Source organism: Legionella londiniensis, assembly GCF_001467825.1.
In the GTDB taxonomy this organism is placed as follows: Bacteria; Pseudomonadota; Gammaproteobacteria; order Legionellales; family Legionellaceae; genus Legionella_A; species Legionella_A londiniensis.
In genome coordinates, this window is record NZ_LNYK01000033.1 from 259808 (window position 1) to 272834 (window position 13027).

The following is a 13027-nucleotide window of genomic DNA, read 5'->3' on the forward strand; positions in this document are numbered from 1 at the left end:
GCTTTGCTAATGCGGGCTACTGGCTTGATTAGGGACGCTGCCAGGTGTGGCTTGCCGATTGGCCGGGAGCTGAAAATACCTTCACCACGATGCGTTCTATCCGATGGCGCTTTAGCTCTTCTTCGTCTTTAATCAATTCGTTGACGAACCAGCGTGACAGTTCCTCAACAGTAATATTGCTCAAGGGCATGAGTGTTACGTCTTCCTTTAAAAACGGCATTTTTTTATGGTTAAAGGTGAAATAATAATAGGTTTCATCTTCTTCAAACTGTAAAAAAGGTGAAAACTTGGGCATGAGAAAAGTCTGGTTTAAAGCCCTGCATAAACTGTGAATGCGTTTTTTATAATAGCGGTAATCAAAAGTCAGGCCGTTGTCTTCAACCCAGGTGGTCAAAGCGAGATAGACGCCGTAATGGTGGCCATGCAACGGTTCGCGTTCTGTTGCTGAAAAAATAGTCGTATGACCTGCTGAAAATTGCATGGATTCTTTTTGCAGCTCCACAGTAGTTAAATACTTTGCCATCATTATAAACTCGCTCTTCTATCTTGCAGCTGAAAGCCCGCAAGCGTTAATTCTGAGAGATTCCTGGTTAATGCCATCACCTTAAACAGCTCGCCCATTTCATGTGCCTGAAGCAGCTGCTTCACTGCCTGCTGTTCTTTGACCCGTTCGCGATCATTCGCTACTGTTGCCAAAAGCTCAAGTATGCCGTTGCTCAAGAGAAAGGAAGCCTGGCTTGCAAATCCAGCTACATGAAAGCCTGCATCATGCGCTGCTTCTGCAACATGAGTAAAATCAACATGGGCGGTAATGTCTTGCTCCCCGGGATGGGCTAAAAAATCGCCATGCGCTTTTTGCCGGTAATGGCACATGATTGTCCCGGTATTTCGTTCAGGGTGATAATACTCATGGCGCGGAAATCCGTAGTCAATAAGCAAAATAGCCCCTTGCGCAAGCCGCTCTGCACACGCCTTAATCCAGCCATCAATCAATAAATTGGCTTCCGACTGATAAGGATAAAGGTTCGACGGCAAACAGTTTTGCACATGTGCAAGCAAGAGCTGGTTTTGGCAGGGTTTAAATACTTCAATCAGATTTTTTTTGTCATCCAGTTCAATATAACTCTCCAGTATTCCATCCCCGCTTTGCAGAAAGCGGTGCACGGGCATGGCATCCAGCACTTCATTGGCAATCATCACGCCTGAAAAAGGCTTTTCGGGCCAGCAATTGAGCCATTTTACCCGTTTTGCAAGGTGCGGAATCTCCGAGTCAATCAAGAGTTTTTGCCGGGCTTGCAAATCGGCGCTGACTTCAAGAATAAGGTATTCTTTAGGCAGGCAATCCAATTGTTCAAGGTGCGTTAATATATCCACACAAAGCCTGCCGGAACCTGCGCCAAATTCAAAAAGGCAAGGGGATGGCAATTTGGCAAATAGCTCGCGGCACTGGTTGGCCAAGGCTTTGCCAAACAGCGGCGTCAGTTCTGGCGCTGTGATGAAGTCCCCTTGCTTGCCGAATTTAGGCATGCTTGAGCTGTAATAACCGTATGCCGGGTCATATAATGCATGCCGCATGAACTCAACAAAAGGTATCCCGCCTTGATGTTCAATTTGCCTTTTTATGGCTTCAATAGCTTTCATAACATATCATTGATCATTATAAGAATTGATTAACAAGCCTTCTACTCAGGCTGTGCAAGTATAGCGCAATTATCCGGGGAAACGAACGTGAATCAACAAAATGAAGAGCAACGCGTTGCATTAATCACCGGCAGCGCCCGCCGCATTGGCAAACACATTGCCATAGCGCTGCATCAAGCAGGTTTTCGGGTGATTATACACTATCGCCATTCGGCTGAAGAGGCAAACGCTTTGGCATGGAAGCTCAATCAGGAAAGAAGCGGCAGCGCATGCGCTTTAGCTGCTGATTTAATGCTCAAAAACTCTCTTTTGCTGCTGATTGAAGAAGCAAACAAGTGGTGGGGAAGGCTTGACTTGCTGGTGAATAATGCCTCAGTTTTTATGCCAAACCATTTAAAGGAACAGTGCGATGCAGACTGGGATGTGTTGTTCACTGCCAATGTCAAAGCCCCTTTTTGGCTAAGCCTTGCTGCTTTTCCTTATCTTGAAAAAACACAAGGCTCGATTGTTAATATTACGGATATTCATGCAGATAAACCGCTTAAAGGCTATAGCCTGTACTGCCAGTCCAAGGCAGCCTTGGCGATGCAGACCAAGTCGCTTGCCCGCGAATTTGCCCCAAAAGTGCGAGTGAATGCCATAGCCCCGGGCGCCATTATGTGGCCTGAAGGGGAAAACGCATTAAGCGAATCCATAAAGGAAAAAATCATGGCCCAAACGCCCTTAAAACGCCATGGTGAGCCTCAATTTATTGCCAACGCGGTATTGGCGCTGAGCGAAAATCCGTTCATCACGGGGCAGGTTTTAGCCGTTGACGGCGGACGCTCTCTTTTGTGATATCGAACCATAAAAGCCCATGGGGGAATGATGCAAAAATATTATTTAGAACCAAGAGAAATGCTTCATATCGCAGAGCAGCATGCCAATTGCGCTTTGCACCTGCTCTCTGAGGACGCAGACATCAGGGCGCAGGACGGTTTGGCGCACGATGCCTTGTTGCCGGCGATTTCCCTGTTGCACCTTGCTGTTGAATTGACGCTCAAAGCCTGCCTGTTATATGAGCACCGCCAAATCAGGCATTATAAAAAATTATCCGAGCTGGTTGCCGCAAACCGCGGGCTTCATTTTTCAAAAGTCGATCTGGAGCTTATCCAGACCCTGGGGCGCCAAATGGCCTATCGTAAGGGTGTAGACTATGATTTATGGGAGAGCCGTGAGCAACAATTTATTTTTTGCAAGCAAATGTCGGCATTATATCTGCGCCTGCTAAAACAGCTGCCGCTTGAGCTGACGGATGAGTACCACCGCTAAGCGTAGTAAACATAGGTCAAAATAAACCAGATGCCGGAAGCAATAAAGATGACTGCAACCACCAGCCTGTGCGCAAACACGTCCTTGTCTGTGAATATTTTTTTGCTGAGGTAAGCGTTGATTTTTTCCAGTAGGTGGGGGGTAAAAATCAGCATACCCCCTATGATAATCACAAAAATCCCTAAAATTAATAATGATGTAATCATTGCTGCTCCCTGCATGAATAACTATCCCTATCCGGATCAATTATGTGCCGTGACCGGTAAAAGTGGCATTTACTGCCGCCCCCCCGCCTGCAGGGGTAAGCGTTACCGTACAGGTCGCGGTTGCTCCTGACGCAATGGCCTGATCGGCAATGGCATATTCTGCAGAAGGCAAAGCGCCTCCTGCCAGGGCTCCTGCAATATCGGTGCAGTTATCCACGGCGATGGCATTGGGCGAGCCGGCAACTGAAGCTGCATAATTGATGGCAGAAGCAGATCCCAGGGCACCCGCCACACCGTTCACAGCCGCCTGCCTTGCTTCGCCCCGTAGGTCGATAAATTGAGGAATGGCGATCGCCGAGAGAATGCCGATGATGACAATCACCATCACGAGCTCAATCAATGTGAAACCCTGTTGTCTCATTGTCCTGCCTCCAGATTGTTTATACCCTTAATTATAGAATAATATTCAAGATAATTTTGTAAAAAATACATCAAGAATTTATTGAGGCACGCTTTCCCATTCCCTGCAACCCCAAAGGCGCATATCAGCACACCATTGGTGCCGGCTGACTTTATAATATACCTTGTTATTCCAGCAGATAAAGGCAATTTGAATTTCCTGTTTCCTGCCGTGGAAATAATCCCTGCTCTGCACATAGTAGGTTAAAACCTGCTTCTTGGGTAAATAGCGCCATTTTTTTATTACAGAACGCTTTCCCTTTTCTGCGGCGGGATTGAGGCCCATGCCGCCTACTGTCTCTATGAAGAAATCGGGGGAGCGAAGATTGCGGCAAATGTCTTTTTCTTGAGCAATAATGTTCTGGATATGGATCAGCCGTTCTATAAGACGAAGATTGTGTTCAAAAGACAGGCGCTCAAAACTGGCTTCAATCATGGCAAAATAACGAAGCATCAGCCAAATGATCGCTCCTATGACGATAATGACTAAAACCATATGATAGCGTTTTAAGCGATAGGATTTGGCAAGCACCCCTTTCACCCGCGCACCTGCCCCGCCAGTTGCCACATGGGCAAAAATACACCAAGAGCCAGAATCAGCACCATCACCGCCATCACGGAAAGCATGATGGGTTCTATGGCATCGCTTAGACGCACCAGATCATAATCAATTTCGCGCTGATAAAAATCCGCTACTTCATCGAGCAGCTCATCAATGGTTCCCGTTTCCTCGCCCAAAGTTATCATTTGAATGACCAGGGGAGAAAAAAGATGGGTTTGCGCAATCGATAAGGAAATGCTGTTGCCGCGGGCTATCAAGGTGCCAACTGCCTTGATTTTTTTGGCAACAAAAGCATTGCCGATGGAGTTGCCTACCAATTCAATACCTTCTACGGCAGAAAGCCCCGAGCGCAGCACCAAGGCATAAAGCCTTGCAAAACGGGCAAGGATAATGCGGTGAATTAACCATCCCACAACCGGAAGTTTCAATTCGAGCCTTCCCCATTGTAATTCGCCTTCAGGGGTTTTGATGTAATAGCGAAGGGCAATGATGACTGTGAGCACCATTAACAGCGCGATATACCAGTAACTGGTCAAGAAATTCGATGAGGCAATCAGAATCCTGGTCATCAAAGGTAAATCGCCCTTAAACTGGGCAAAGAGCGCTGCAAACGCCGGGATGACAAAGGCATTGATGACAATTAACGCCACAACAGTCGCCACCAATACCAGTATGGGGTAACGAAGCGCGGATTTAATCTTTTTCTGGGTCTCGACTTTCAAGTCAATGTATTCGGCCAAATGCAAAAAGGCTTGCTCCAAGCGGCCGGTACTTTCGCCAACTTTGACCAAATTGATAAAAAAATCGGAAAAAATGTCGGGAAACTGGCTTAAGGATAAATATAAGCTGTGGCCTTGATTCAGGCTGGCAAGTGTTTGCTGCAAAACATTAGCCAACGTTTTATCGCGCGCGGTTTCCGCAAGCCGTTCTACCGCAATGGAAATGGGAACGCCGGCTTTTAAGACAGAATACATTTGCCGGCAAAACATTTGCAATTCTTCCTGAGAAACCTTGGGCTTAAATAATTTTGGCAGTTCAAAAGCAGGATGTTTTTTTTCCTGGGTTTTGCCTGCAAGCTTTATATCCAAAGGAATCAAGGATTCATTTTGCAATTGCCCTGCCAAATCTTCAGCTGTTAAAGCCCGGCGCCTGCCGTTAATTTCATTCCCTTTTTGATCTCTTGCTGTATATTGAAATTCAGGCATGATTTAGCCTCAGACATACTGCCGCATGCATTGTTGCGGATTCGCTTACAATTTATGCCATTTGGTTGTTGCTGCAATAGCAATTACAGCTTATTGCGTCCCAATTTGAGCGCCTTGGTAATTTGCGCCACATGCTGGCCTTGAAATCTTGCCGCGCCAAGTTCATTTTCACTGGGTTTTCGCGTGCCTTCCGCTCCGGCAAGCGTTGTTGCTCCATAAGGCGTGCCGCCGGTTATCTCATCCATATTTAAAATGCGTTTTTCGCTATAAGGCAGGCCGACAACGATAAAACCCAAATGAAACAAAGTAGTGTGGAAACTGGTGAGTGTCGTTTCCTGGCCGCCGTGTTGCGTTGCGGTAGAGCAAAATACGCTGGCAACTTTTCCTACTAAGGAATCATTCATCCATAATCCGCCAGTTTGGTCTAAAAAATTGCGCATTTGCGAGCACATATTGCCATAGCGGGTGGGGGTGCCGAAAATAATCGCATCCGCATGAGTCAGCTGCTCTGTTTTTGCAACGGGTATATGGGAAAACTGGCTGCGTGCTTTTTTGGCCCCGCTTTTTTCTAATACTTCTTCAGGTACTAATTCCGGGACTTGAAACAGCAAAGCCTCAACATCTGATACTTTTTGGGCGCCTTCCTTAATAGCCTCTGCCATTTGATAAACATGCCCATACATACTGTAAAATATGATTTGGATTTTAGTAGTCATTTCGATCCCTCTTTTATTTTTAGGAAACTTAGAAAATTATCGCGATTTCCTTCTCCTGCCCGTTTAATAACTGTAGCAGATTTGTAACAGATTTAAATGGCGCTGAGGAGGAACAGGCAGAAGTTTTTCCTGTTTGCCCAACCGTCTTTTTCTGCCAAAAGATGACTGATAAACGAATGCATCATAAAATACCCTTTTTAAATTAAATCATTGTGCTCTGGATCATGATAACTAATACGATTGATGTTGGGATGGATGAATATTATTTCACAAATAAAAAAGATGCTGTATTGGTGACCAAGGGTATTACAACCTGCATCGCATTTGTTGTTCAGGGCCATTATTATGACGAAGATGCCAACTTCATTCCGTTCTGCGGCTTGTTTCACTGGTCAGGATTCACCGATCCGCGGAATCAGGCAACAGACTATGTTGCAGAGCAGCTGCAATTTTTTTTTGAGGAATTGCGCGAACAGCTCGATATAGAGGAAGATGATAAGATTATCGTGACAAGTTTGCTTTTTATTGGCGGTGAAAAATCTCAGTTCGAAGGAAGGGAGCTCATATTGTCAGGAACTGAGAAAGAAGTTGAAACGTTAAAGGAAGTTGCAAGCGGATTTAATTATGAAGAATTCAATATCATGCTCAAATCCCGCCCGGTTCATAATCATTATCTGACTTCAGGTGAACTATCCCTCGCGGTTGAAGTCGGCATTAATCAGTTCGGCTTGAGTTATGAGCATCTTGCTGATGAGGAGGAAATTGAGGATGGGGATCTGGAATCTTTTGATTTAAAGGCATTAACCAGGTCATGAATGACGGCTGAATCGATAACCAATCCTTATTTCCCATGGGCGCACCCAACCAAAAGCTTGTTGCGCGCTTAAAGATCATGACTTTATGCGCAAGAAAAAATTTTTTACCTGAAATTGAGTGAGGCAGTCCAGGAAAAAATAGCATCAGAAAGTTTATAAGACGTGATAGACTGGTTTGCGCATGCTGTTCGATTGGAATGTGGTTGATAGATTTTAAGGCAAATTGGGAACCCTTTTACCCGGCTAAATTATCCAGATGGAGTTGGTTATGTATGAAATTCGGCAGCACGAATCGTTGAGGTTGGCGGTTAAATTGACTATGGATATCAGTCATTACTGCAAAGCGTGCAAAAGGCTCGATGAAGCCCGCAAGCGTCAAGAGCCGGAAAATAACAAAAAAAATTGCGAGGAAAACGCTTCAGTCTTAAAAATTCAGTACAGGCAATTGATGAAAAAATTTCGTGAGGAACGCGAAGCGTTAGGCTGCTTTTTACACGGATTAAAAGCGGATCTTCTTTGGTTGGATATTAAAAAGAAATTAAAAGAGCAGTGTAACGACGAAGATTTGCAAGAAAAACTGTTAAAATCTGCCTTGGCAGATTATGGCAAAGAGGACATACCAATATGCCATGCCATAGAAAGCCTGGATTATAGCTTTGTTGAATTGTTGAAAAACAGTGTTGATGCGTGCATTGAGAAATTTTTAAAAAGCGGCAATCAGGAAGAACGGGCCCAATTAGAAATGACCATAGCCTGCTCCCTTCATGACAATCAGTTATCGATCACCATCACTGATAATGGATGCGGGTTTCCCAGCAAATATCTGGAACATTTTTCAAGCTATATCCAACATGAAGAATATAAGGACCATACATCTTCCAGTAAAAAAATCCAGAAACATGAATATTTTTATGGCGGAGAAAATCTGGGAATTGCAACGTTTTTGAGTTACTTTTTGCATGGAGAATTATTGCAGGGTTTCAAAGGGCCAATGAAGCTTCGGGAAGTTGAACAAAATGCGGTTAAGATAGCATTTCAAAATAATTGCATAACAAATGGCGCAGAAATCATCATGACTTCACCTCTTGCATCATTCAAGCCATGCCAGCATAATCTCTATAAAAGTGCCTTCAAGGGTAGCGGTTCAATTCCGGAGTGCCCTCTGCTCACATTGCCAGCTCACAAATTTAAAAACCTGAAGAATATAGAGCCTGAGAAAAAAGGTTTGGTGAGATCGCAAAGTATTTTTATGAAAAAGACTTCAAAAGCAGAAGACTTTCCGGCAGGCGGGCTTTCCAACTCGATCTAGCGGTGGATATTGCGCGAATCAAGGCTTATGCAGAACAACGCTATTTGTATGTGTTTAAAGAATTATTCTTTAAAATGTGCCGATTTTATCCCATAATTTAAATGGTTTTTGCAAAGGATGCTATCAATGCAAATTGAACGATTGTATGACGAAGTAGCCAAGACCTATAACCAAGACATAAGCGGTAAGGTTCTTGATAAAGCAAAAAATAAAGCGCTTGATTTGATTCTGGCGCAGGGCATTTCATTTCGTTCTATTCTTGCTTTGGGGATGGGGGACGGAACAGACGTGCTTCCTTATGTGGGGCATTATCCTGACGCTGATTTACATGGTTTGGATATCTCCCAAAAGATGTTGGAAAAGGCAAAATCGGTTCTGGACTGCAAAACTTACCATGGCGATATTCTCAAGGCTTCTTCTATTATTGAAAAACAGGATTTTGACTTTATCTTGGCACATTTTGTGACAGCGTACGTTCCGCTGCCTGCAATGCTCGCTGAGTGTAAAAAGTTAATTTCAGATAACGGGTTAATTTCGATTGTCACCAACACAATGGCCTCTTTTCCAGTAGCCCAATCGATACTCACGAGGCTTAAAGAATCTCCCAATCCGTTTTACAAGCTTATAGCACACCATATCAAGAAAACGCTGGATAAAGTATATGTTCCGCAAGATTTGGATCATTTGCACAAGATGATCAAAGCCAGTGGCTTCAAAGTGGTCGCATTAGAGGAAACAGAAATTAATATTGTTCTTAAAACCGAAAAAGATATTTTTGATTTTTTTATCAAGGGAGGTTGGTTTGTCAGCGGCTTTATACATCCGTTCCTTCCCCAGAAATTAATCCGCAGGATTTGTCAGCAACTGATTCATAAAAAATGCACGCTTCCCTATGAGGACAGCATGAAAATTGCTTATGCCATCATTGAACAAGGCCAGAAATAAACTTTAATCTGTTGAATATCCCACAATTGGCATAGTTGCCTAATGATACCATCAGCAAAAATAATGGCAAAACAAGGTCAACCTGCGAATCGATTTGGCAGGTCATTTTGCTGTATTGTCGCTGTTTTATAAACACCGTCCCAGAATAATAGTTCATAGTGAGCAGCTTTCACATAAGCATTTATCATGTTTTGCTGACTGGCGATATCAATATCCTCCGCTATTTCATCTGCAGTGATCGCCATTCTTTTCGCATAAGCTAAAAATTTGGGGCTTGCGTATGAGTTTATCCAGTCAAAATAAGGATTACTTGTAAGAACGCCTTTTTCTTGCATCATTTGCCCCAACTCACTATAAATTGTAAAGCAAGGAATGACGCCGGCCACGGATTCCTCTACTGAAGCGTCATTAGCCAAATTAAGCAGGTAATTAATGTACTCTGAAGTTTCTACTGAGATTTTTATGCACTCATTTCTTGAAAAAAATCGCATTGCGGGGGAGCGCGCCAGATATTTATCCAGAAGCTTCAATTCGGTTTGCGAAATATAATAAGACAGTTCCCTAAACAGTTTTTTTTGATTTTCACGCTGCAAACGAGTCGAAATATGATTCAGTACTTTCGCATAGGCTTTCAGGTAAATTTTGTCTTGTTCTATAAAATTCTGAAAAATATTTTTGTTTAATGTTCCTTTGTAGATTTCGAGATTTAAGGGGTGTTGAAAAAATCGGGAAATATCCGCACGAATGGCGTGTTGCATTCTGTGAAAAATCATTTTAACTGCTTCTCAAAAAATAAAAATGATCAACAGGGCCATTGCCTTGACCCAGAGCGTATTGCTTACCAGATTCAATAGCTTTTGTTATATAGGTTTTGGCTTTCGCCACTGCGTCATAAAGCGCAAGACCCTGGCCTAAATAGGAAGCGATTGCCGAAGATAAGCTGCACCCTGTGCCATGGGTATGGTTTGTTTTAATGCGTTTTGAGTGAAACCAGTAGCAACATTGGTCTTTCAAACTAAATAAAACATCCGATGCCTCATCGCTTTTGAGATGGCCTCCTTTCAGCAGGACATTGGTTTGAAATTCCCGGCCAATTTCACAAGCTGCATCTGCCATATCATCAGTGTTGGCTAAATTTCTGTCCAATATTTTTTCTGCTTCAAAAAGGTTTGGCGTAATCAGGCAGGCTTGTCTGAAGAGCCTCATTTTTAAAAGCGATATGGTCTCTAAACAAAATAATGCCGAACCGTCTTTTGCAACCATGACTGGATCAATCACTATGTTCGGGGGGCATAATTGTTCCAGGGTGCTGCCGACAACCCGAATCATTCTTGCATCATGCAGCATGCCAATTTTGACTGCCTGAATAGTTAAATCGTTGAAAACAGCGTCTAGTTGTTGTTGGACGAACGTTTCCGGTATATCGTAAATTGATATCACGCCTTGCGTATTTTGTGCCACCAGGGTTGTAATAACACTTGCGGCATAGCAGCCTGTAGCAGAAATCGCTTTGATATCTGCCTGGATGCCCGCCCCGCCGGATGGATCAGTGCCGGCAATAGTCAAAACGCAGGGTAACTTATGCTGTTTCATAATCTGTTCTCCCGGGTATTTTGGCCATTGCGTCTATGAGGCAGGACTTGAAAGATCCTGGGCCATTCGAGCGTTTGGCGGCCATCTCGCCGCAAATGCCGAAATATACAACAGCTAGAGAAGAAGCTTTAAAATAATCGTCACAAACCGAATTGAACGCACTGATAACCGACGACAATAGGCAACCCGACCCGGTAATGGCAGGCATCATGGCGTGCCCTCGGTCGTATGCGCCTAGTTTGTCGTGAAGGAGGACCATATCTGTTTTGCCGCTCACTGTAATCACGGCATTGTATTTTGCGGAAAGCAATTTTGCAGCGTCCACCGCCTCACTGGTAGCCATGTTTGCATCAACTCCTTTTGAGTTGTGATGCTCGCCGCCCAGGGACATAATTTCGCTGGCATTTCCTCTGATTGTCGCAAAGCGGAATTGCTCAAGTAAGCTCAAGCTTGCCTTGGTGCGATATTGGCTTGCGCCAGCGCCTACCGGGTCAAATACAATTGGTTTTCCTGACTGGTTAGCAATTGAGCAAGCTTTTTCACATAGCCTGATAAATTCAGGATTTAATGTACCAATATTAATCACTACACCTTGGGCAATATGGATTAACTCTTCCATTTCTTCCAGCGATTGCGTCATGATAGGTGATGCGCCTAGACTCAGCAGGCCGTTGGCGATAAAATCCATGGTTACATGGTTTGTGATATTGAGAATTACGGGTCGTACTTCTTTAATTTTCTTAATAGACTGAAGCATGTGGTCATACATATTGCTATCCTTGGTTTATTTTCTGAATGAATTCTTTTGCGGCTAAAAAAGGATCTTGATGCTCATGAAGCGCGCTTATGACGGCAACGCCGCAGGCGCCATGAGCGATCACCTCACAAATATTGTTCAAAGTTATTCCGCCAATAGCGATTACAGGGTGTTTTGAACGCTGCGCGATTTCCTGTAAACCGTTTAATCCCCAGATTGTTTTGCAATTTTGCTTACTTTGACTTGGAAATACGGCGCTTGCGGCAATATAGTCGATGCAATTCAACTGGTTGGCTCTTTCAAGTTCCTCAAAAGTTTCAATGGATAAGCCAATGATTTTATTTGGACCCAACATGGATCGGGCTATTTCTGGCGACAGATCGCCCTGGCCTAAGTGGACGCCATCCGCGTCAAGGTCAAGCGCCAAACCAACATGGTCGTTGATAATGAACGGAATATGATGCGAAGCCAGCAGAGGTTGGATGGCAAGAGCATAATGGCGAACAGCAGCGGGCGGGGCATGTTTAGCGCGAAGTTGTACTGAGGTAACGCCGCCCTGAATTGCCAAATCAAGGAATTCCAGGTACTGGTTGAGAGGTTTGTCGGGTTTTTGGGTAACAAGGCAAAGCTTTAAATATGAATCAGCCATAATCTTCTCTTTGCCCGGAGAAGATTATGCCATGGCATAACGAAAGTACTGCTCGTTACAGCCAAGGCTCACTCTCCCTCCGCAGGCATTATCCAGTGCAGGTTATAAGGGTTTTTCTCAGCTTTGCAAAACAAAGCACCCCTGGTGATTTGTCCCAAAGCTTATGTTTTGCGGAATAGAATGTCAACCATTTTTATCAACTTTAAAAAAATCTGTACGGATTGCCAAAAATTGATAAAATTTATCGCTTTATTAAATTAACTTAACGCAGGTGATAACATGAAAAAAATTTTAGCGCTTAGCGCGTCTCTCTTGTTCAGCAGCGCATATGCCGTTGAAACTAAAGTTGAAACGAACAATATGATGCAGCCCCCAAAGCCCCTTCAAAATAAAATTTATGATGCAATGGTCGGGACTTGGCAAGGCGAAAATGACATGATGGGAATCAAAATGCATGAGACCATCAAAATTCATTGGGCGCTGAACCATCAATATTTGATTATGGAATTAAAGGCAAGCAGTAACCAACCTGAAATCAGTTATGAAGGTATGGGCGTATTTGGGGTGACTTCTACTGGCCAAGGCAAGGCCTGGTGGTTTGACAGCTGGGGCGCAGACAGCGCTGCTGTGGGCACTGGCACATTTGGCGATAATAAATTTGTACTGGCCGACGGCAACGAAAGGTTTAAGGAAACCCGTACTTTTGAAATGAAAGGAAAGCAAATGGTGATGCATGCGAAAGGAACCATGACCATGCCCGATGGCAAAACGATGGATTTTGACGAAACGGTAACTTACAAAAAAGTGTCTTAAGACAATTTGCTGTTGCGGCTCGGGGCGAAATTCTAGTTTCGCCCCG

Annotated in this window: 17 protein-coding genes and 1 riboswitch; of the genes, 6 read left to right on the top strand and 11 right to left on the bottom strand. The window is 44.0% G+C overall.

The annotated features are described in order from the left end of the window. Positions 1-28: 28 nt before the first annotated feature. Together Llon_RS10615 and Llon_RS10620 are read right to left on the bottom strand one after the other, a co-directional pair. Entirely contained in the window at positions 29-523 is a 495-nt protein-coding gene (locus Llon_RS10615; RefSeq protein WP_058530091.1) for a 6-pyruvoyl trahydropterin synthase family protein, read from the bottom strand. Between the two features lie 2 nt (positions 524-525). Further along, complete coding sequence (locus Llon_RS10620) at positions 526-1641, bottom strand: class I SAM-dependent methyltransferase (RefSeq protein WP_058530020.1); 1116 nt, start codon at positions 1639-1641, stop codon at positions 526-528. 87 nt (positions 1642-1728) lie between these two features. Between Llon_RS10620 and Llon_RS10625 the strand changes: the two genes are divergently transcribed. Continuing rightward, positions 1729-2478 (top strand): pteridine reductase, encoded by a 750-nt coding sequence (locus tag Llon_RS10625; RefSeq protein ID WP_058530021.1) that lies wholly within the window; start codon positions 1729-1731, stop codon positions 2476-2478. Positions 2479-2508: 30 nt separating this feature from the next. Next, complete coding sequence (locus tag Llon_RS10630; protein ID WP_058530022.1) at positions 2509-2952, top strand: hypothetical protein; 444 nt, start codon at positions 2509-2511, stop codon at positions 2950-2952. On the opposite strand, the gene Llon_RS10635 is transcribed toward Llon_RS10630, so the two are convergent. From Llon_RS10635 to wrbA, 5 genes are all read right to left on the bottom strand, one after another. After that, positions 2949-3158 carry a hypothetical protein gene (locus Llon_RS10635; protein WP_058530023.1) on the bottom strand — a complete coding sequence of 70 codons (210 nt, stop codon included), beginning with the start codon at positions 3156-3158 and terminating at the stop codon, positions 2949-2951. The two genes, Llon_RS10630 and Llon_RS10635, sit on opposite strands and share 4 nt — an antisense overlap. A gap of 40 nt (positions 3159-3198) precedes the next feature. Further along, the gene (locus Llon_RS11855) at positions 3199-3579 is read right to left on the bottom strand and encodes a type II secretion system protein (RefSeq protein WP_058530024.1); all 381 of its coding nucleotides are present in this window, start codon (positions 3577-3579) and stop codon (positions 3199-3201) included. A 78-nt stretch (positions 3580-3657) separates the two neighbouring features. Further along, complete coding sequence (locus tag Llon_RS10645; protein WP_058530025.1) at positions 3658-4158, bottom strand: hypothetical protein; 501 nt, start codon at positions 4156-4158, stop codon at positions 3658-3660. Beyond that, positions 4155-5384 carry a type II secretion system F family protein gene (locus Llon_RS10650; RefSeq protein ID WP_058530026.1) on the bottom strand — a complete coding sequence of 410 codons (1230 nt, stop codon included), beginning with the start codon at positions 5382-5384 and terminating at the stop codon, positions 4155-4157. The genes Llon_RS10645 and Llon_RS10650 overlap by 4 nt, the downstream gene beginning before the upstream one ends. Before the next feature lie 83 nt (positions 5385-5467). Then, entirely contained in the window at positions 5468-6100 is a 633-nt protein-coding gene (wrbA, locus tag Llon_RS10655) for an NAD(P)H:quinone oxidoreductase (RefSeq protein WP_058530027.1), read from the bottom strand. Between the two features lie 224 nt (positions 6101-6324). On the opposite strand from wrbA, the gene Llon_RS10660 reads away from it, so the two are divergent. The 3 genes from Llon_RS10660 to Llon_RS10670 all read left to right on the top strand — a co-directional run bounded on the left by Llon_RS10660 (position 6325) and on the right by Llon_RS10670 (position 9169). Next, positions 6325-6915, top strand: coding sequence for a hypothetical protein (locus Llon_RS10660; protein ID WP_131754666.1), 591 nt, complete (start codon positions 6325-6327; stop codon positions 6913-6915). Positions 6916-7183: 268 nt separating this feature from the next. Beyond that, positions 7184-8224, top strand: a complete 1041-nt coding sequence (locus Llon_RS10665) for an ATP-binding protein (RefSeq protein WP_058530029.1) — start codon at positions 7184-7186, stop codon at positions 8222-8224. A 126-nt stretch (positions 8225-8350) separates the two neighbouring features. Next, positions 8351-9169: a class I SAM-dependent DNA methyltransferase gene (locus tag Llon_RS10670; protein ID WP_058530030.1), complete on the top strand. Its 819-nt coding sequence runs from the start codon at positions 8351-8353 to the stop codon at positions 9167-9169. Positions 9170-9246: 77 nt separating this feature from the next. Here Llon_RS10670 and Llon_RS10675 read toward each other — a convergent pair whose 3' ends face one another. The 4 genes from Llon_RS10675 to thiE are packed head-to-tail and all read right to left on the bottom strand — an operon-like array spanning position 9247 to position 12168. Continuing rightward, entirely contained in the window at positions 9247-9942 is a 696-nt protein-coding gene (locus Llon_RS10675; RefSeq protein WP_058530031.1) for a TenA family protein, read from the bottom strand. Between the two features lies 1 nt (position 9943). Beyond that, complete coding sequence (gene thiD, locus Llon_RS10680) at positions 9944-10762, bottom strand: bifunctional hydroxymethylpyrimidine kinase/phosphomethylpyrimidine kinase (RefSeq protein WP_058530032.1); 819 nt, start codon at positions 10760-10762, stop codon at positions 9944-9946. Next, positions 10749-11531, bottom strand: a complete 783-nt coding sequence (thiM, locus tag Llon_RS10685) for a hydroxyethylthiazole kinase (protein ID WP_058530033.1) — start codon at positions 11529-11531, stop codon at positions 10749-10751. The genes thiD and thiM overlap by 14 nt, the downstream gene beginning before the upstream one ends. A gap of 4 nt (positions 11532-11535) precedes the next feature. Beyond that, positions 11536-12168 carry a thiamine phosphate synthase gene (gene thiE, locus Llon_RS10690; RefSeq protein WP_058530034.1) on the bottom strand — a complete coding sequence of 211 codons (633 nt, stop codon included), beginning with the start codon at positions 12166-12168 and terminating at the stop codon, positions 11536-11538. 56 nt (positions 12169-12224) lie between these two features. Next, a riboswitch (TPP riboswitch) is annotated at positions 12225-12321 on the bottom strand. A gap of 126 nt (positions 12322-12447) precedes the next feature. Between thiE and Llon_RS10695 the strand changes: the two genes are divergently transcribed. Further along, positions 12448-12981: a hypothetical protein gene (locus Llon_RS10695; protein WP_058530035.1), complete on the top strand. Its 534-nt coding sequence runs from the start codon at positions 12448-12450 to the stop codon at positions 12979-12981. The last annotated feature ends 46 nt before the right edge of the window (positions 12982-13027 follow it).